Origin of the sequence: Rugosibacter aromaticivorans (assembly GCF_000934545.1) — a bacterium.
GTDB lineage: Bacteria > Pseudomonadota > Gammaproteobacteria > Burkholderiales > Rhodocyclaceae > Rugosibacter > Rugosibacter aromaticivorans.
Genome location: NZ_CP010554.1, coordinates 1342532 through 1362912, shown reverse-complemented (window position 1 = coordinate 1362912; position 20381 = coordinate 1342532). Strand labels below are relative to the sequence as shown.

Annotated in this window: 14 protein-coding genes and 1 pseudogene; 3 read left to right on the top strand and 12 right to left on the bottom strand. The window is 54.4% G+C overall.

Annotated elements, in window-relative coordinates; translation table 11 throughout:
• Positions 1–12 precede the first annotated feature (12 nt).
• From ispC to rpsB, 7 genes are all read right to left on the bottom strand, one after another.
• A complete protein-coding gene (gene ispC / locus PG1C_RS06745) occupies positions 13–1194 on the bottom strand; it encodes a 1-deoxy-D-xylulose-5-phosphate reductoisomerase (protein WP_202636690.1) in 1182 nt (393 codons plus the stop codon).
• Positions 1191–1991, bottom strand: coding sequence for a phosphatidate cytidylyltransferase (locus tag PG1C_RS06740; RefSeq protein WP_202636688.1), 801 nt, complete (start codon positions 1989–1991; stop codon positions 1191–1193). Before PG1C_RS06740 ends, ispC begins: the two co-directional genes overlap by 4 nt.
• Positions 1992–2039: 48 nt before the next feature.
• Positions 2040–2816 (bottom strand): polyprenyl diphosphate synthase, encoded by a 777-nt coding sequence (gene uppS / locus PG1C_RS06735; protein ID WP_202636686.1) that lies wholly within the window; start codon positions 2814–2816, stop codon positions 2040–2042.
• 46 nt (positions 2817–2862) lie between these two features.
• Positions 2863–3420 (bottom strand): ribosome recycling factor, encoded by a 558-nt coding sequence (gene frr / locus PG1C_RS06730; RefSeq protein ID WP_202636685.1) that lies wholly within the window; start codon positions 3418–3420, stop codon positions 2863–2865.
• 46 nt (positions 3421–3466) lie between these two features.
• Positions 3467–4183 carry a UMP kinase gene (gene pyrH / locus PG1C_RS06725; RefSeq protein WP_202636683.1) on the bottom strand — a complete coding sequence of 239 codons (717 nt, stop codon included), beginning with the start codon at positions 4181–4183 and terminating at the stop codon, positions 3467–3469.
• A gap of 3 nt (positions 4184–4186) precedes the next feature.
• The gene (gene tsf / locus PG1C_RS06720) at positions 4187–5086 is read right to left on the bottom strand and encodes a translation elongation factor Ts (RefSeq protein WP_202636681.1); all 900 of its coding nucleotides are present in this window, start codon (positions 5084–5086) and stop codon (positions 4187–4189) included.
• A gap of 84 nt (positions 5087–5170) precedes the next feature.
• Complete coding sequence (gene rpsB / locus PG1C_RS06715) at positions 5171–5929, bottom strand: 30S ribosomal protein S2 (protein WP_202636680.1); 759 nt, start codon at positions 5927–5929, stop codon at positions 5171–5173.
• A 286-nt stretch (positions 5930–6215) separates the two neighbouring features.
• On the opposite strand from rpsB, the gene map reads away from it, so the two are divergent.
• The 3 genes from map to PG1C_RS06700 all read left to right on the top strand — a co-directional run bounded on the left by map (position 6216) and on the right by PG1C_RS06700 (position 10714).
• Positions 6216–7025, top strand: coding sequence for a type I methionyl aminopeptidase (map, locus tag PG1C_RS06710; protein WP_202636678.1), 810 nt, complete (start codon positions 6216–6218; stop codon positions 7023–7025).
• A 1-nt stretch (position 7026) separates the two neighbouring features.
• Positions 7027–9639, top strand: a complete 2613-nt coding sequence (locus PG1C_RS06705; RefSeq protein WP_202636677.1) for a [protein-PII] uridylyltransferase — start codon at positions 7027–7029, stop codon at positions 9637–9639.
• A gap of 172 nt (positions 9640–9811) precedes the next feature.
• Positions 9812–10714, top strand: a complete 903-nt coding sequence (locus tag PG1C_RS06700; protein WP_202636675.1) for a DMT family transporter — start codon at positions 9812–9814, stop codon at positions 10712–10714.
• A gap of 142 nt (positions 10715–10856) precedes the next feature.
• Here PG1C_RS06700 and PG1C_RS06695 read toward each other — a convergent pair whose 3' ends face one another.
• The 5 genes and pseudogenes from PG1C_RS06695 to PG1C_RS06675 form a co-directional block, all read right to left on the bottom strand.
• On the bottom strand, positions 10857–11963 hold the full coding sequence (locus PG1C_RS06695; RefSeq protein ID WP_202636674.1) for an alkane 1-monooxygenase: 1107 nt from the start codon (positions 11961–11963) through the stop codon (positions 10857–10859).
• Positions 11964–11988: 25 nt separating this feature from the next.
• Positions 11989–12498: pseudogene (locus PG1C_RS06690) on the bottom strand (3-phenylpropionate/cinnamic acid dioxygenase subunit beta); the annotation flags it as partial.
• Positions 12499–12537: 39 nt separating this feature from the next.
• A complete protein-coding gene (locus tag PG1C_RS06685) occupies positions 12538–13905 on the bottom strand; it encodes an aromatic ring-hydroxylating oxygenase subunit alpha (RefSeq protein WP_202636670.1) in 1368 nt (455 codons plus the stop codon).
• A 145-nt stretch (positions 13906–14050) separates the two neighbouring features.
• Positions 14051–17575, bottom strand: coding sequence for a UvrD-helicase domain-containing protein (locus PG1C_RS06680; protein ID WP_202636659.1), 3525 nt, complete (start codon positions 17573–17575; stop codon positions 14051–14053).
• Entirely contained in the window at positions 17572–20373 is a 2802-nt protein-coding gene (locus tag PG1C_RS06675) for a PD-(D/E)XK nuclease family protein (protein WP_202636657.1), read from the bottom strand. Before PG1C_RS06675 ends, PG1C_RS06680 begins: the two co-directional genes overlap by 4 nt.
• Between the last annotated feature and the right edge of the window lie 8 nt (positions 20374–20381).

The window sequence follows — 20381 nt, the reverse complement described above, 5'->3', positions numbered from 1 at the left end:
ACCGGATATTCCTCATTGAGCGTAAGCGGCCAAAGCGCGTGTCGCTGCAATCCGCCCCTGATCATCGGCCGTCATGACCGCGTCTATTGTCGCCACCTCACTGCATGGCACTGCTGCTAGCGTCTCAGCAATCACTGCTGCAATTTTAAGGAAAGGCAAATCCCCCGCCAGGAATGCGCTAACCGCGACCTCATTAGCGGCATTCAGCACGGCAGGCGCATTCCCGCCTGCACGCAACGCCTGATACGCTAATCCAAGACAAGGGAAGCGAGCCAGATCGGGGCGCTCGAAAGTAAGCTGCCCTATGGCAAACAAATCGAGCCTTTCCACACCGGAATCGATCCGTTGTGGCCAAGCCAAGGCATGCGCAATCGGGGTTCGCATATCCGGATTGCCAAGCTGAGCGAGGACAGAACCATCGACATATTCAACCAGCGAATGAATAACGCTTTGCGGATGAATGACTACCTCGATGTGATTTGCTGACGCGTTAAACAACCAATGCGCTTCGATGACTTCGAGACCTTTGTTCATCATGGTCGACGAATCAACGGAAATTTTTCTCCCCATGGTCCACTTGGGGTGCGCTACAGCCTGCTCCGGGGTCACACTCGATAGCGCTTCTATCGCGGTGTCACGAAATGGGCCACCAGAGGCTGTGAGCAGAATACGGCTGACCCCTGCGCGAGAAAGGTTTCCCGCATAACCGGCGGGCATGGATTGAAATATCGCATTATGTTCGCTGTCTATAGGCAACAAGCACGCACCGGACTTACGCACCTCGGCCATGAAAAGATCGCCAGCCATTACCAGTGCTTCTTTGTTGGCGAGCAGAACACGTTTGCCTGCGCTCACCGCGGCAAGTGTTGGCATAAGGCCTGCTGCACCGACAATAGCCGCCATTACTGCATCCACCTCTGGGAGACTGGCAATATGCGCCAGCGCTTCAGTTCCATACAGAACCTGGGTATTAACCCGCCGTGTCGAGAGCAGATGCGTCAACCGTTGAGCATCCGTCGCGCTGCCAACCACCGCATAAGCCGGATTAAATTTATGACATTGTTCAGCAAGCAGTTCGACGCGTGTATGGCCGCTGAGTGCAACGACCTTATAACGGTCTGGATAACGCGCCACAACATCGAGCGTGCTCACGCCAATGGAGCCAGTCGCGCCGAGAATGGTCAGATTCATCATACGAAAAAATGGAGCAACAATGCAGCCAGGGGTAAGGTGGAGGTCAAGCTGTCGATACGATCCAATACACCGCCATGACCGGGCAACAGCCCACTGCTATCTTTAATGCCCACTTGACGTTTCAATAACGACTCGAACAAATCGCCAAGCACACTAACTGCTGTAAGGAGTGGCAAAACCAAAGCCAAAAGACCCCAGTGCAAGGTGCCTTGCACTGGTGAATAAACCAGCAGATACATGCCATAAACCCCCACAGCCAGCAACGCCCCGGCGACACCCTCCCAGGTCTTACCCGGGCTGATGGTGGGTGCCAATTTATGTCGGCCAATCGCACAGCCCGTGAAATAAGCGCCGATATCAGCAACCCAAACAATCGCCATGGTTGCCAATAACACCCACGGGCTTACGTTGTACAGGAAGACCATCGCTGCCCATGTTGGCAAGATCACCAGAAAACCAATGAGATAACCAAAAAAATCATTACCCCTCAGTGTCCATTTTCGCCATAGCCAGAAGGGCATGATCGTTAACCAGAACCCCACAGAAATAGTCAGCAGAACGGGCGTTAGTTCTGCGGCAAAAATGTGCACTTGCCAGCAGAACAAAAGCAATACCAAAGCATACATGATGCGCGCCGGTTGATCTTGCCGCATCAGGCCGCCCCACTCCCAGGCAGCGCATGCAGCGATCACCGCAAAAGCCAGCGCTGCTGCCGATGCGGAAAATAAAAACAGCACCACACCAAACCCGGCAACCAGGCATAGTGCGGTAATCACACGTTGCTTAAGATTGGACATCCGTTGGCTATTTGTCCATGACTGGCAAAATCAATGGTAAAAGCAAACTCATAAACTCGGCGCTGGTAACACGCCGGCTGACTTTATCTGATCGCCAGTCCGCCCGAAACGGCGCTCGCGCTGCTGGTAAGAGCGGATCGCTTCACTCAACGCAGTGTCGGTGAAGTCAGGCCACAACGTATCGGTAAAATAAAATTCGCTATAGGCCAATTGCCATAGCAAAAAATTGCTGATGCGTTGCTCACCGCCCGTGCGGATGAAAAGATCTGGTTCGGGAGCATAAGCCGTCACCAGATGGGGAATCAGATCGGCCTCGGTGTAATGCCCTACTTTTTCGGGATGAGCCAGCGCCAATTGATTGGCCGCCTGCAAAATATCCCAGCGGCCACCATAGTTGGCAGCAATAGTCAGCGTTAGGCACGTATTGTTAGCCGTGAGCGCCTCCCCTTCCCGAATCAAGGCTAACAGACGTGGCTCAAAGGCTTGCAGGTCACCCACTACATGCAGACGAACGCCATTCGCATGCATTCTGCCGATTTCACTCTGTAGCGCAGTGAAAAAAAGATTCATCAAAAACGATACTTCATCTGCTGGCCGGCGCCAGTTTTCTGAAGAAAAAGCAAACAGGGTAAGGTACTCAATGCCCTGCGAAATGCAGGCTTTCACCATCGCACGAACGGTATCGACGCCGCGTTTATGGCCAGCCACGCGCGGCAAGAAACGTTGTTTTGCCCAACGTCCATTGCCATCCATAATCATGGCGATATGACGAGGAACATCGTTAACACTGGGTATCGCCTGGGTTGAACTCGTGAACGTCGCCATTAGAATTTCTTCGCAGTTCGGTGCAGAGGAATGGCCATAGTGCGAATCAAACTGCCATCAAATCTTTTTCTTTTTCTGCTAGCAGCTTGTCTACCTCAAGCACATAGCGATCGGTCAGTTTCTGGATATCATCTTGCACACGACGCTCATCATCCTCGGAAATCTCTTTCTTTTTCAGCACATCCTTAAGATGAGCGTTTGCATCACGACGCAAATTACGTATCGCAATCTTGGCATTTTCACCTTCATGCTTGACAACCTTGATCAAGTCACGGCGACGCTCTTCGGTCAATGCGGGCATCGGCACACGAATCACGTCACCTTGCGTTGCGGGATTCAGTCCAAGATCAGAATCACGAATGGCTTTTTCAACTTTGGATACCATGGGCTTTTCCCACGGCTGCACGCCTATGGTTCGCGCATCAAGCAAAGTGATATTAGCCACTTGATTGATCGGCATCAGCGAGCCGTAATAATCAACCTGGACATGATCCAGAATACCCGTGTGAGCCCGACCGGTGCGCACTTTGCCAAGATCAGATTGCAATGCTTCAAGACTCTTTTGCATCTTTTGTTCTGTGATTTTTTTCAGCTCGGGGATCATCAAAAGACTCCTGAATTAAACGCCTGAATGCATGCCTGCATACGGCTTAAACGTGAACCAGCGTTCCTTCGTCTTCGCCCATGACCACACGCAAGAGCGCGCCTGGTTTAAAAATTGAAAACACATTAATCGGCAGTTTTTGGTCACGACACAAGGCAAACGCCGTAGCGTCCATAACGGCGAGGTTTCGATGAATGACCTCATCAAAACTGATGCATGCGAACCGCGTCGCCGCAGCGTCTTTTTTGGGGTCGGTGGTATAAATGCCATCAACCTTTGTCGCTTTCAATACAATTTCAGCGCCTATTTCCGCACCCCGCAGCGCTGCTGCGGTATCTGTCGTGAAGAAGGGGTTGCCCGTGCCTGCAGCAAAGATAACCACTTTACCTTCTTCAAGATAACGAATAGCCTTGCCACGAATGTAGGGTTCAACCACCTGATCAACATTGAGCGCTGATTGCACACGTGCGCTAAGCCCTGCTTGCCGCATGGCGTCTGACAAGGCCATCCCATTCATCACCGTCGCTAACATGCCCATGTAATCAGCTGTCGCACGATCCATACCGGTGGCCACGCCCGCCATGCCACGGAAAATGTTGCCGCCGCCAATGACCACACCGACTTCAACACCCAGATCGGCCACGCCTTTAATTTCAGCCACAATACTATTCAGCATGGGGGTATTGATACCATACGCATCATCCCCCATCAGTGCTTCGCCCGAGAGCTTCAGCAAAATACGGCGAAATTTTGGCGCAACCATGTATTACTTGTTTCCTGCTGCGGCAGCCGCTTGGGCAGCGACTTCGGCAGCAAAGTCAGTCACTTTCTTTTCGATGCCTTCACCCACAACATACAGGGTGAAGCTGGCAACTGAAGCGTTCCTGGTTTTCAATAACTGCTCAATGGTTTGCTTGCCATCTTCGGCTTTGACGAAGACTTGGCCTAACAATGTGACATCACGCAAATACTTTTGCACGGTTCCTTCAGCGATTTTTTCCAGCATGGCTTCCGGCTTACCAGATTCCCGCGCTTTTTCAATGGCAATACGGCGCTCTGTTTCCAGCAGTTCAGCAGAAACTCCGGAAGCATCCAGCGACTTCGGTTTAGAGGCTGCGATATGCATGGCGATATCCTTAGCCAGAGACTCACTGCCACCAACCACGTCAACCAAGACCCCAATTTTCGAGCCGCCATGAATATAACAAGCCAAATGACCCTTCGCTTCAACGCGCACAAAACGGCGCAGGCTCATGTTTTCGCCGATTTTCCCGACCAGCGCCGTGCGCATAGCTTCAACAGTGCTATCACCTAGCTCCAGTGCAGACAACGCAGCGATATCGGCCGGGTTTTTCGTAGCAATCAAACCGGCACAATCGGCAGCCAGCTTGAGAAAATCGTCGTTCTTGGCAACAAAATCAGTTTCTGAATTAATTTCCAGAATGCTACCCAACTTGCCATCGGCACTGATGTGAATGGCAACCACACCTTCAGCCGCGACGCGGCTTGCGGCCTTGGATGCTTTGCTTCCGAGTTTAACGCGCAGAATCTCTTCTGCTTTATCCATTTCGCCAGCGGCTTCTGTTAGCGCTTTTTTGCACTCCATCATGGGCGCATCGGTCTTTTCGCGCAATTCTTTGACCATACCTGCGGTAATTTCCGCCATTGCTTGACTCCAGATTCAGAAACACTACCTCAAAAAACGGGGGGCTACTCAACGCCTCCCCCCGTCATCAACCACCAGCGCGAATTACGCTGCCGACGCATCCTCGTCATCAATTTCAACAAACTCTTCGTCACCTGCCAGCGCTTGAACAAGATCGCCCATCGCTTGATTTTTGCCTTCCAGAACAGCATCAGCAACACCACGGGCATACAAACGAATGGCGCGGGTGGAATCGTCGTTGCCTGGAATAACGTAATTCACGCCGTCGGGTGAATGATTGGTATCTACCACGCCGACCAATGGAATACCGAGCTTACCGGCTTCGGTGATGGCAATTTTGTGATAGCCAACGTCGATGACAAAAATAGCATCGGGCAAACCAGGCATATCTTTAATGCCACCGATGGATTTTCTGAGCTTATCCATCTCGCGTTGCAGCGTGAGGCCTTCTTTTTTGGACAACTTGGCAAAACCGCCATCTGCCGCCATCTGCTCTAGCTCATTTAAGCGTTTGACAGATAGTTTCAAGGTTTTGAAGTTAGTCATCATGCCGCCAAGCCAGCGATCATCAACATAAGGCATGCCGCAACGAGTGGCTTCTTCAGCGATAATTTCGCGCGCCTGACGTTTGGTGCTGACGAAAAGAATCGTACCTTTTTTGGCTGCCAGCTTGCGCACGAAAGCCATCGCTTCGTTGTACTTAACGAAGGTTTTTTCAAGGTTGACAATGTGGATTTTGTTGCGATGGCCAAAAATATACGGGGCCATCTTGGGATTCCAGAAACGTGTTTGATGGCCGAAGTGAACGCCGGCCTCCAACATTTGGCGCATGGTAGTGCTCATCGAGTATCTCCGATTGGGTTGAACCGCCGCCCGGCCGTGCTGCTCTGCAAGGGTTAAACTTGCAAACGCCACCCTATCGGTGCCAGGCGTGTGGATTTCCATCCAGGAACATCCCGGACAGGGTCTCTATTCTAGTCGCCCTACCCCCTGGGATGCAAGCGCATCAGCAACAATATCGTCAACCCGCACACAGCACCCACGACTTGAAAAGTCGGTGCTGGCAATACGGCGCGACAAGGCCTTGAGCGGTTAAAATGAGCCGCTTTATCACCTCCGTTGATTTTTCATGTCCATTTCCATTAAAACTCCCGACGACATCGTCCAGATGCGTGAGGTTTGCCGTCTTGCCGCTGAGGTGCTGGATTACATTGAGCCATTCGTTAAACCCGGCATAACAACAGCCGAACTTGATCGACTGTGCCATGACTACACCGTGAACGTACAAAATTGCATTCCCGCACCGCTCAACTACGCCCCGCCAGGGCATACGCCTTTCCCGAAATCCATCTGCGCTTCGATCAACCATCAGGTGTGTCATGGCGTGCCTAACGACCGGCCCTTAAAAAATGGGGACATCGTCAATCTGGATATCACGAACATAAAAAATGGTTGGCACGGAGATACCAGCCGCACGTTTATTGTGGGTGAAGCATCGATTCTGGCCAAGCGACTGGTAAAGGTCACCTTCGAATGCATGTGGATCGGGATTGCACAAGTCAGGCCCGGGGTGCGTCTGGGTGCCATTGGTGCGGCCATTCAAAAATATGCTGAAGCCGCTGGTTTTTCAGTGGTACGCGAGTTTTGCGGCCATGGTACAGGGCGTAAATTCCATGAAGAACCTCAAGTGCTGCACTACGGCAGCGCCAACAGCGGGCCGATCATGGAGCCGGGCATGGTTTTTACCATCGAGCCCATGATCAATGCCGGCAAAGCCGCTATTTCAGAGCTCCCCGATGGCTGGTCGATTGTGACCAAAGACCGCAGTCTTTCTGCTCAATTTGAGCATACCCTGGCCGTGACTGAAACAGGCGTCGACGTATTAACACTCTCTGCCGGCACACCGCCCTGCCCTGATCACATCAAAATCCACCCTTGACATGGAAGACCTGCGCGCACTTGCTATGGCGACACGGCAGCAGCTAGCAGCAGCACAGGCGCAGCTAGCTAGCGCATGGCGCCAAAACCAGCATAGCCGCGAGCTGCTCGCCAACCGCGCAGCCGTTGTGGATGATGTTCTACGCGAACTTTGGATAACGCTTGATCTACCAGCAGACATGACACTGGTGGCTGTCGGTGGTTATGGCCGTGGCACGCTTTACCCGGCGTCTGACGTGGATTTGCTGATTTTGCAATCCGATGATGCCACCCCGACCATCTCGGCCACCCTGGCCACCCCGCCAGGCGATGTGTCACCGCGTGAAGAAAAAATAGAAGCATTGGTCGGCATGCTATGGGATATCGGGCTCGATATTGGTCACAGCGTGCGCACGTTAAGCGAATGCCTGACAGAAGCTGCACGCGACATCACCATACAAACATCCTTGCTCGAGGCACGTTATCTGATTGGCAACCCCGGCCTGTATGAAAACTTTGAGAAAAGTTTCCGGGATGCACTCAATCCAGCGGCTTTTTTCAAAGCCAAACAATTAGAGCAAGCCGAACGCTACGCACGCTATAACGACACTCCCTATAGCCTGGAACCCAATTGCAAAGAAAACCCCGGAGGATTGCGTGACTTGCAAGTCATCCGCTGGGTTGCGCGTGCTGCGCAACTTGGTGATACCTGGCAAGCATTGGCGCACACCGGCATCATTACCGCGATTGAAGCAGGTCAGTTAGAGCGAAGCGAGAGCCGTCTGCGCGAATTACGCATTCATTTGCATTTGCTGGCTGGTCGCCGCGAAGATCGTCTGCTGTTTGATTACCAGGAAAAACTGGCTGATACCTTAGGCATGGTCGCCACCGAAGCCAAGCGCGCTTCTGAAGTATTGATGCAGCACTATTACAAAACAGCCAAACTGGTCACACAGCTCAATACCCTCACCATGCAAGCCTTGGCCGATCATCTGCTGCCGGCCCAAGTGGGCGCGCCTGTCGTCATCAACGCGCACTTTCAGTCGGTGCGAGACCTCCTGGATGTGCGCGAGGATGACACCTTTGAGCGCTCGCCCCGCGCTCTGCTTGAATGTTTTCTGTTGCAAATGCAGCGTGGCGAAATCAAGGGCATGACACCCCGCACCTTGCGCGCCCTGTGGCGTGCGCGTCATCTGATCAATGCCCAGTTTCGCGCTGATCCTGCGAATCGCGCCCTGTTTCTTAGCCTCTTTTGGCAACCGCATCTTATTCACGCCCTGCGGCGGATGAACCAATATGACATCCTGGGTCGCTACCTGCCTGCCTTCGGCCGTATCGTTGGCCAGATGCAACACGATCTATTTCACGTCTACACCGTCGATCAGCATATTTTGCAAGTCATACGCAATCTGCGGCGTTTTACGATGCCTGAGTTTGCGCATGAGTATCCGTTTTGCTCGCGACTCATGGCCGGGTTTGACCGCCACTGGCTGCTCTATCTTGCCGCCTTGTTTCATGACATCGCCAAAGGACGTGGTGGAGACCATTCCACACTCGGTGTAGCCGATGCGACCACGTTTTGTCATGACCATGACCTTAATCAGGAAGACACCGATTTAGTGGCCTTCCTTGTGGCAGAACACCTGACCATGTCGCAAGTAGCACAAAAACAAGACCTGTCTGATCCACACGTCATCGCAGCCTTTGCCCAGCGCGTGGGCGACACTCGCCGCCTAACAGCGCTATACCTCGTGACCGTGGCGGACGTTCGTGGCACCAGTCCTAAAGTGTGGAATAACTGGAAAGGCAAGCTGCTGGAAGATTTATATCGCATGACAGCCAAACTGCTCGCAGGTGATACCGTGCCCCAACTCGCCGGCGTCACCGAACGGCAAGAAGATGCCCGTCGCATTCTGCGTTATTACGGCTTGCGTCACGGCGTTGAACAAAGTTTATGGGACCAGCTCGATATCAGTTACTTCATGCGCCAGCATGCCGAAGAAATTGCCTGGCACACACGCAATCTTTACCACTGCGTCGATACGCAAGAGCCCGTTGTTCGCGCCCATCTCAACCCGAGTGGCGAGGGGTTGCAGGTCATGGTGTATTGCCCCGACCAGTCTCAACTGTTTGCCCGTCTGTGTGGATTTTTCGCGCGCCTTGGATACAGCATTCTGGATGCTCGCATCCATACCACCCGCAACGGCCACGCCTTGGACAGCTTTATTATTTTCGCGCCCGGCTTTGGTGTCGCCTATCGCGACATGATCGGCTTGATCGAACATGATCTAACGCAGCAACTGATCACCCGGCCACCACTGCCTTCAGTACCCGCAGGGCGGCTGTCGCGCCTGGTTCGTCATTTCCCGATTACCCCGGCATGTGAGATTCGCCCGGACGAGCGCGGCGAGCAGTATCTGATGAACATCAGCGCAGTTGATCGCCCCGGGCTACTCTACGCCATCGCTCAAGTGCTGGATGAACACCGAGTCAGATTACACACTGCAAAAATAGGCACCTTGGGCGAGCGTGTTGAAGATGTGTTTTTAGTCAGTGGACAAGCCTTAACGCAAACAGGCACACTCGTTAAGCTGGAGCAAGACCTGCTCACCGCATTGCAGGTATCAGCCACATAGCGGAAAACCATAACAAGCCCACATAATGATCCCATGAAAACTCGGCGCTGGCGATACGCTGCGAAGCAAGTGCCCTTGGGGTGCGCTGCCAAGCAAGTGCCCTGGGGGGACGGTAACACAGCGGATCAATGCAAAAAATTTAACCTACTGGCGGCTTCTGCCATACGAAAAAATGCCCATAAAATATTTGTCGTTTCCGCTCATTGCCATTTTGATCTGGGCGTTCAATACGATTGTGAGCAAACTCTCTGCCGGCGCCATTGCGCCAGGCGTTATTTCATTTGATCGCTGGTTATTGGCAGGGCTGGTCATGACGCCGTTCATGGCGCGCAAAGTGTGGGCAAACAGAGCTATTGTTCGTCGCCATCTGCTCAAAATCATTACGTTTTCCATGCTGGGCATGGTGCTTTTTCAAAGTCTTGCCTATTACGCTGCTGCCACCACAACAGCCACCAACATGGGGCTGATTGGTTCTTTAATGCCACTGACCACCATGCTGCTAAGCACCGTGTTTCTGCACGAACGGCCAACCCCTGCCTTGGTCGCGGGCACGGCATTATCCATTGCCGGCATCCTTGTTTTGGTAAGCAAAGGGGCGCCGCTTAGCCTGATGAGTCAAGGGATTGTCTTTGGCGATGGGTTGATGTTGATTGGCACGATCGCCTATGGCGCTTATGGCGTACTGCTGCATAAGTGGCCTATCCCCCTGCCGCCATGGCAGCTGCTTTACCTGCAAATTGTGTTGGCTGCCTTCATGCTTTTGCCTGTTTTCCTGCTCTCACCACCCTCGCCCATTACGCCCCAAAATTTACCCTTGATTCTATTTGCCGGCCTATTTTCATCCATCATTGCAGGATTCTTCTGGATGCGTGGTGTTGTCCATCTAGGGGCGAATCGGGCAATGCTATTCATGAATCTTTTACCACTCCTTGTTGCCCTGATTGCCATGGTTACATTGGGTGAACAATTGCATGCTTACCATATTGCAGGCGGCATGGTCACGCTAGCAGGTGTCTTGCTTGCTGAACTCCCTAAGCTGTTACGCACAGCATCGGCATCATCCAACGATAAATAATCAAATCACCGCAAAAACAAAAACCATCGCCGTGATTTACACAACAATGGCTTTTGCGATGGGACAATTAATTCCGGTCACCCTATTTCAGCTGCCAAAATTAAGGGACGCTACTATATAGATTAGATCCTTGACTAAAGACCTAACTTGCGTCAGCAAGCCAGTCTGGCCAACCAGCACGACGATTCGCTTCACGTGCCAGCGCCCGTTCTGCCGGGCTGGCAAAGTTTAAATCCCAGTTTTTCAGGCGGGGCATCGCAATCGCTTTAAACCATAGCGGCGGGATAAATGCACTGATCGCACACACAAAAATGTTGGGCATTTGCGGCGCATTGGGGTGCGGGCGAAGCTCATCAAAACGCATAAAACCGTCGCGATGATGATCAATATGATTAGTGATTTCATAGCCAACAACACGATCCCACCAATTCAGATGATTCCACGTGTGCTGAACCTCCACCGGCGCTCCTGGGACGCGTATCAACCCATAGTGTTGCAAATAGTTAAGCGCTTCAAGCGCAAATTTGGCGATGATCTGCGCTGTAAAGACCAAGGCAGCGGCCAGCCAACCACCGAGAAAATAAGCACCCAAAGGAATCAATAAAGTGAGCAAGACTTCCCAGATGATCATGTTTTTCATCGAGAAAAACGGTGCGCCCAGCGCACGTCTTCTTTTATTTTCATTAGCCCAGAGCATTTGGTAATTGTGCTTCGTGCAACGCCACATGAAGGTGTAGGCATTTTCTCCACGGTACGCCGTATCACCATCCGCTGGCGTATCAAAATCCAGATGGTGCACGGTGAGATGGGGCACATCGCGGTTGGGATCGGCAAAGAAAGCACACATCACCATAGCGACCCCACGCGAAAAGGCATCGCGCCGGTGCATCAACTCATGGGCCACAGGCACATTCGGTGCAACCGAAAGCCAAACCAGGCTGGCGATCCCGCCAATCAGGGCCACCACCGTTGGCCAACCAGCGGGCAGGCCTACCCCGGCACCCACCCGCCAGGCAAAAGCACCAAACAGGGTCACCATGAGTACCAGATGCAGATACAACGGAATATCGGCCAGCATCGGATGCTTGATTTTCCTTAACTGATAGTCACGTCCAGAAAAAAGCGCCAGCACGAATAGCGCGACATACGTACCAATCCCTGCCCACATCCAATATCCGCCCAGAATAAAACCGGCAATACCTATGATCAGCATTAATGAGACAACATAGTAGCGAAGATAATCAAACATGATGGTTTTCCTCCCTGCAAAAAATCTACAAATATATGTTGAGGTTTTTGCTCAACAAAACATTTTGCTTGAGAATGATGAGACGTTTGGCCAGCTTGTAGCCTTCGGCTGTTTTACGCCAAATGTCTTCACGATTACCAATCAGGGTGTCCTGATCTTTTTCGTTCCGATTTCGATAGGCCAGAAAGTTTGAATAAACCAGCACTTCGTCTTCTTTCTCCGTCGGCACCACTTCGATGTTGGTAATCAGATGCGTGTAACGCGTGGCCGGATCCTCTGACCAGGCAGTCCCCGTTTCAAGACGCCGCAGCCGTTTTTTAAGGTCTTCCAGATTGTCGTTGTAAAACGCCATGCGGGTCAGATCATGCACCTGCTCTGTTTTGTCACGGCGATAACGGGTTTCAATACCGGGCATGTGATAGTGAATATCGTCTGTCAGCATGCCGACCCATTCTTTATAGCGCTCCTGGTCAAGCAACCGGGCTTCACGGTACAAGGTCTGTTCGATCGTTTTGATAATTTCCAGATTCATTGTGACTCTTTCTTGGACTAGATAGACATGGAGGAATAAGACTCAAGCGGCTTTAAGCCCGGCTTTAGGGCCCATGGTCTCTTTCCTGTTTAAACGGGGCGAATACCGTTCTGGCACGTCTTTCCAGCTTTCCGCATTCATCAAGTCCAGCCAACGCTGATACATATTGCGCTGGTTAGCGTCGTTATATTGGCCTTGATACACAATACCCGGCAATTCGGGATGCTCAATGCGGCGGCTGATGCCGCTGCGGTAATGCAGCTTTTCCCGACGGGTCACTACGCCACGGTTGGTCTGCGTGCAGTTTTCCCAGTTTTCACCATCGTCCATTTCAAACGCGCCGCCTGGGCCAAACGTTTGCATGACGCCTTTGGTGATCTCGTTTTTGATGTCATCCGGCATATTCTTGTTGACGATGACCCATGTGCGCAATTCAAACTGCGTCGGCCCTTTGGGCATCCACTGGCGGAAGGTTGAAATGCCCGGCAGGAACGAGACATTCGGGAAAATCGACGCGGAGGCTACTGAGCCAAAAATCTTCGAGCGCATTTCACCCAGGCGTTCGGCCATTTTGGGGCGAATTTTATTGTAATACTCCATTACTTTTGGCCGCCCAAGAAGAACGATATCACCCATGCCTTCGGTGCCGAATTCCCAGCCGTGACCATTCATGCTAGCGTGGTATGAGTTCTTCATGTCGATCGCCGGGAAAGGCTGGCCATTATTCATGGCACGCGTGCCCGAATCGTGTGTCCAACCGGCGTGATAGGCATCCCCAATAAAGTTCTCCACGCCGAACTTCCAGTTAGCGCCAATGACGGACTTGATACAGCCGCCGATGAGTTCCGTGCCGCCTTCTTCATTATCGAGCAGCATGTCGAGATACCAGCGGAAATCACCGAGATAATCTTCCAGGCTGGGGGCGGCCTCATCGAACGTGGCAAAAATCAGACCCTTGTAATTACCGACTTTAGCGACCTGTTTCAAACCCCACTGGGATTTATCAATATCACCGGCATCGTAGCAGTACTCTTCATGCATGCCCATGAGTGTGCCAGCCGTATCAAAGCCCCAGCCGTGGTAGTTGCACACAAAACGACGGGTATTCCCAATGTCGGCAAAACTGACCTTGTTGCCACGGTGCGGACAGGAATTGAGAAACACTTTAACGGCGTTATCTTTTTGGCGGCAAACGATGACGCCATCTTCACCCATGTAAGTGGTGAGAAAATCGCCGGGATTTGGAATTTGCGACTCATGCGCGACGAACAACCAGCAGCGGGCAAAAATCTGTTCCATTTCGCGATCGTAAATGGCTTGCTCCCAGAACACGCGACGATCCAGCCAGCCTTCGTCAAGATTCATGTAACTGTCATAGCGACCGTTGTCCTTGAATTTTTCAATTTTCATTGCAGTATCTCCTTTTTTATGGGCGTCAAAGCGACTATTATTTTAGCTATCTATAGACAAAATCTCAAAAACAAATAATGTCTGTTTTAAAACATGTTTTTTATTATTACTGACTAAATCATGATACTTTGCTTCTTACAAAAGATCAATCACCCGCAGCACTACATAAATGGTGCGCAAGCCGAACCAGCCTGCCATGCGCCACATAAAAAATACCCAGTTGCTGCGGCAAGTTCTCCCCTTTAAAGAGGTGCGAATATCTTTCCAGTTGGGCGCGAAAACGCTCGGCGTGAGCGGCAAACTGCGCCTCACTCGGCTGCGGGCCAAGGTCAGCCGTTTTATAGTCGATGATCCAGCGCACACCGCTGTCAGTAAACGTGCGATCAACCACCCGCGTTTCCATCGAACCCAACGATTCTGCCGTATCCGTAGCACCGACTTTTGAGAGCGCCAATTCAGCCGCCGCGTTTTCATGCGCCGCCAGCAACCAGCGGCCCGCTTCGCTAGTCACCGCTGTACGCAGCATCGCCACCACGCGCGCCGCGCCACGGCTGGCCTCGGCAGGCGCCCAACCACGGCTGGCAAGCCAGCTTTCAGCGGCGGGCTGTAAACCATTCAGACGCGCCTCATCCCACACATCCACCTGACCCGCCATTTGTTCAAGGCACGCATGGGTGAGCGTGCCAAGCGCGGCGGCCAGGGCATCTGTGGTTGTTTCCTGCGCGAAGGTATCAGTGGTGTTTGGCGGCGTTAGTGGCGGAGACAATGCGGACAATACTGACGAATCAGGCTTAAGCATGCGCACTGGCAGATTTTTCTGCCGAACCAGCTGTGGCACAAAGGTGGCAAGATCGCTGGCCACATCGCTGGCCACATCAGTGTCAAAATCGGATGCATTAGCCCATACATTCTGAACAACTGCTGATCGGTCTTCCTCTCCGAGAGATAGTTTTGACGCACTCAATGTCAGCCACAAGCGGCCTAGCGGTGTTCCCGCCAACGGTGGAGCGAGCTCTGCCCCATCTCCTGGCGTCCCCTCTTTGCCCGCCCACACACCCGCCACCAGATGCAGGCGGCGCACTGCGCGGGTGGCAGCGACATACAGCACCCGCGCTTCTTCGTTACTTTTGCGTTCCTGCTCCAGTTTTTGCAGGAAGTCATATACCGTCGGTTCCGCCTTGTTCGCACGCCGTGCGTTCACTGGCGCGGCGACCAGCCGCTCGCCAGAAGTCAAAGCAAAGGTATCCCACGCCAACAAGGGCGCATCACGGCCAGAGGATTTTTTATGCAGTCCCGGCAAAATCACCGTATCAAATTCCAGCCCCTTGGATTTATGAATGGTCATCAGCTGTAACCGTCCATCCGCCGCTGCATCGACTGCCGCAAAAAGCGCCGCCATGTCGTCCTCCAGGCTGTCCACTGCAAAGCGCCCAGCCGCATCGAGTGTATCCAGCCGATTGAAGAAAGCATAGGCATCCTGAAGTCTATTTGCCTGCGCATTTTCGCTTATAAGACACTGCGGTCCGCCGAGCTGCTGCCAGACATTTTCAACCCACGCCCGCCGTCGCTGCCGCCCCTGCCCTGCCAACGCTCCGGTCAACACAGACTGCATAAACTGCACGCGCAGCTGGCCATCTGCACTCAAGCGCGCAACGCGCCGGGCATCATTCATTAACGACCAGATCGTCGCCGTGTGATCGTCACCCGCCAAGGCAAATAAATCGGCCAAAGTTAATCCGCACCACGGTGCGCGCAAAATCGCCAGCCAGTTCAGCCTGTCGCCTCGATGGTGCAAGGCACGCGTGAGCGCAATCAAATCCTGCACGATCTGCCGCCCCACTAAAGGCTCGATATCCACGGCAGAAAAATGCCAGTCAGTGTGTTGCCGCAACGCGGTGACCAGCGCCGCCAAATGGTCCCGCGCGCGCACTAAAACAGCAATCTGCCGTTGCGGATCTTGCCGCCATTCCTCGCTGATCAACGCGATCATCTTTTGCGCTTCATGTCGCGCGACGGTCTCGCCATCAGCTGATTGATCGACCGCCACAAGATGCACGCTGACGCCAGCCTGGGGCAAGGTTTCCCGCGTTGCAACGAAGGGACGATAGGCAATCTCGCCGCGCAAGGGCTCATCCGCCGCTGGAAAGACTGGTGGAAAATGCGCATTGATCCAATCCACCACCGCCGGGCACGACCGGTTGTTGCGCGATAACCGCAGTAGCGTTAATGGCAACCCGCCTATCCCCGTTTTTGCCACGTGCAAAAACAAGCCGACATCGGCTTTGCGAAAACGATAAATGGATTGCATCGGGTCACCCACGGCAAACAGCGTACGGCCATCATTCGGTTGCCAGCCAGCCGTCAAGCGTTTGAGCAATTCAATCTGCATCGGGCTGGTATCCTGAAACTCATCCACCAGCAAATGTCGAATGCGGTAATCCAACCGCAAGCCGAGATCCGTGGGGTCAAACTCATCACCCAATGCGGTAATGGCCCGGGCGGAAAGCTCGCCAAAATCAACCTCGCCATTTTCGCGGAACACCAGCCATAGCTCAGCGGCCGCAAGCTTCATCAAGCCCACCAGTGCCTGGATGATTTCATCTTGCGAATGCTCACCCGCGTGTTCCACCTGGGGTAAATCCCGAATGCGCTGCAAGGCAGTCACCACTGCGCTATCCAGCGCGGCAAGGAACGCCAGCATCGCGTCTTTTTGTGCCTTGAATTCTTTGTCGGCAGGAAATCCGTTTTTCACCGTGACCGTTTTGCGTGGCTCATTTTTTTGCGTCAGCGACAAAGCAGCCAGCGCACGCCAGTCGGCAAGTTGCGTCACATCGGGCAATAAAGGCTCGGCCCAATCCTGCAAGCGCTGAATCCGTGTTGCGCTCTCCTCGCCCGATTGATCGTCCGACTGCGCCAGCCGCGCTGCCGCAAAGCGCGCCAGCGGCATCAAGCGGTTTTGCCAGGCGTCGTTCAAGGTGGTTGCAATAAGTGCCAGCTCTTCATTCACCAGCGCACAAACCGCGTCCTCAATGGCGGCTTCGGGCTGCTCAAGCTGCGCAATCTCGCGCCATTGCTCGCGCCGCGCCAGCATGTCGGAGAGCAGGTTCACCAGACGCGTGACATCGTTATCCAGATAGCCCAGTACGATAGCCACCTTTTGCGCATGCGCGTCATTGTCTTCGAGATGATCCAGCGCGCGCCGCGCCGCCTCAATGTAATGGTGACGTGCATCCTCTGCCACGCCGGGCTGCGCCCCAAAGCGTGACAACAACGGCATCTGCCGCGCCAGACTGGCGCACAGCGCATCGATGGTGGTCAGCCGCAGGCGGCCCGGCTGGGTTTCCAGTTGCCAGCCACACTCGGCAGATCGCGCCAGGGCTTTACAGGCCAGATCGAAGGTGATGCGCTTATGTGCGGCATCCGGCATCACACCCGCGTGTGCGGCATGCAGGCTTTCTTGAATGCGTTGCCGCATTTCTCCCGCGGCCTTGCGGGTGAAGGTAATGGCAATGATTTCTTCCGGTTCATCCACCGTGGCCAATAACCGTAGAAAGCGCTGTGTCAGCAGCTCTGTCTTGCCCGCACCGGCGGGTGCCTCGACAATGAAGGAATCCATTTCCAACGCACGACGGCGATTGTCTTCATCTTCACGCAGCAAGGCATCGATCATGGTGCGAGCCCCGTATTTTTCTGATCCATATTGTGCTGGCTCACACTTTCCCATTGCGATTGCCGTTCGGCAACGCGCAACAACGGTTTGACTTCACAATACTTAAGATCGTTTTCGTTCTCGAACACCACCGCCGCACAGCCGTGGCGTATTTCGCGCGCCAGCTCGGTCAATCGCTCCGCCCAGCGCTCACGTACCGCAGGCCAATCGGGAAAATCCTCCTCCGCATAGCGCCGCCGTTGGGCTTCTAGCGGAAAGACGCCGGGCAATAACCCGGCCTCTTCTGCCACGCCAGAAAACCCTGCCTCATCCATCACCACGCGCGCCAGCACGACAGCCGCCACAGCGCGATCAGGAAAAGCCAGCGCAGCGTAAATCGGCAGCTGCGGCTCTGCCATACGCGGTTGCGACCAGCTATCCGCCTTGACACTACGTCCGCTTTTGTAATCGATAATCACCAAACGGCCATCATTCAGCTCATCAATACGATCGACCACCACATGCACCGACAGGCCTTCAATATCCAGATCATGGCGAGTCTCGCAAGCCAACACCCGAAACGGCGCGCGCTGCGCTTCAATCGCTAACCAGCGCGCCAGCACCCGTTGCAAACGCGCCACTTCCAACTGCGCCAGACGCGCTGGCAAGGGCTCAATGGCCCGCTGCTGAAATTTTTCCAGCGCGTGATTCACCGCCTGTTGAATGAATTCCTCACACGCGGGCACCGACATCTGCAACAAATCAACCTGACTGCGACCGCGCCAGAAATGTTCCAACGCCAGATGCAACAGTGCGCCACGGGTTTTTGCATCGAGCCCGAAAGTCGGCGTTGGCAATGCGGCAGCACCCAGCCGAAACCGATAAAAACCCCACGCCGGGCACAGCGCTTGCGCCTGCAACAAGGCCGTGCCGCCACGGACAGGTTCGTCCGCCGTGACATCCGGCGCGCGCGCATCTTCAAACTGCTCCATTGGGGTGTTTTCTGGCGAAGGAGAAAGAGCGTGCGCTGAATTCTGCTGGAAATCCTGTCGATAGCGCATCACCTCGGCCAACAACGGACTAGGCTGGAGTTGTTTCTCGCCTTCCCTGCCGGCCCAGGAGAACACCATCACCGGGGCGCTCTTCAGCCACAACGCTTGCATGGTTTGCGCCTGCAGAGTCAGGCTGTCAGCGCGTGCGGCGGGCACCCCGGCACGGCGTTGCAATTCGGCGGGCAATAATGGATTCGGATACGGCGCAGGGGGCCACACGCCTTCATTCATCCCCATGAGCCACAGACCATCCACGGGTCCTGCCACAGCATCCGCCAGCGTGCACACCTCAACACGTGCCGGGCGTTCACGCGGGGCGTGAAACTGCACATCGCGACACTGGCGCTGCACCTGCCGCCACGCCTCACTGGCCGTCACCGTGCCCAGCATCGCATCCAGCTGCGCCAAGGCCGCCAAAATTTCTCGCAATGCCTCGCACGCGGCACGCTCGGCAGGCCACAGCGCGCGCTGCCCCGGCCAGCCCAGCGCAAGCAAAAAGGCGTCAAAACGCTCGCCCCAGGCGCTGGGCAACTGGCGACGCAACAGTGCAAAATCGCGGCTGGCATCGAGCAAAATGGTTGTATGCGCCACTAGCAGCGGCGCGGGATTATTTTCTGAATCACGCACTAAACAACGCACCAAAGCACGCTGCCAGCGCTCCAGCGACACCTCGGGTGGCAAGAGACTGCGCAAAGCCACTTCCACTTGCGCTCGCGCATCCGCTTCCGTGTCATCCGCCGACCAGCCCGGGCCGCACAACAACGCACCAGCGCCTGCCAGCGCCATGCGCTGTGGATGCACCGCCAGTTGCAATAACTGCAAACCCACATCCACCAGCGATTCTGCCGCCAGAGGCATGCCAGTCGCAAAGGCATAATCGCGCTCGTCTGCTACCGCTGCCGCATCTACCGATTCTGCGTGCAAAGCTTCTTCAAGTACACGGGCTAGCAGATGCCGCCGGGCAGGCAGATCGGCCACCGCAATCCGCACACGGGCCTGTTTATTTTGCGCCAGCATCTCTTGCGCCCAGTACGCTGCGGCATGGCATTCCGCTGTCGCATCCACACATTCACCCGCGCGGATTTGTGTCTCTCCCGCATAGCTGAAATCCACCTGAAACAGCGCCACACCACGCGCCACAAGCGCCGCAAAGAGACGGGCGTGCAGCGGGTCTGGCACGGTGAAACCGGCGACGCCCACCTGTGCGGGCAAACCTGTCAGCCCTTGCTCAACACAGGCGATGCGCCATATCAGCGCAGCATCTGCCGTGTGCCAATGACCAGGCTCACAGGTTTTTGCCACCTGATCACGCCAACGCAAAAAGGCCCGATATTCTTCGGTATACAGCGCCTCTGGCACGGTGATACGCCAGGCTTGGCGCACACTTTCTGCCTCGGCTGCGGCCAGCGCCATGCCGTCGCAATCAAATAAATCAGCCACCTCACCCGTGCCGGGCGACGGGCTCAGATCATGCGCTACCGCTTGCTCCCACACACTGCGCTCTTGCGACCAGGTAAGAAATCGTCCTGGCAACGCCGACGGCGAAATCTCACCACGCAACAACGCCGCCGAGGTCAGATGATCCAGCCATTGAGCAGGCGTAGCGCTAAGCAGCGCATGCCATGCCGACGCCCCGGCGCGCGCCTGCGCCGCGCCATGCGCCCGCCGCAACTCCGCCGCCAGCCGCGCCGTGGGGCACAGCACCACAACATCGTGGCCGCCGGGTAAATCGACTAAGGGAATGACGGGTAAATCGGTCAGCGTCATGTCTTAAT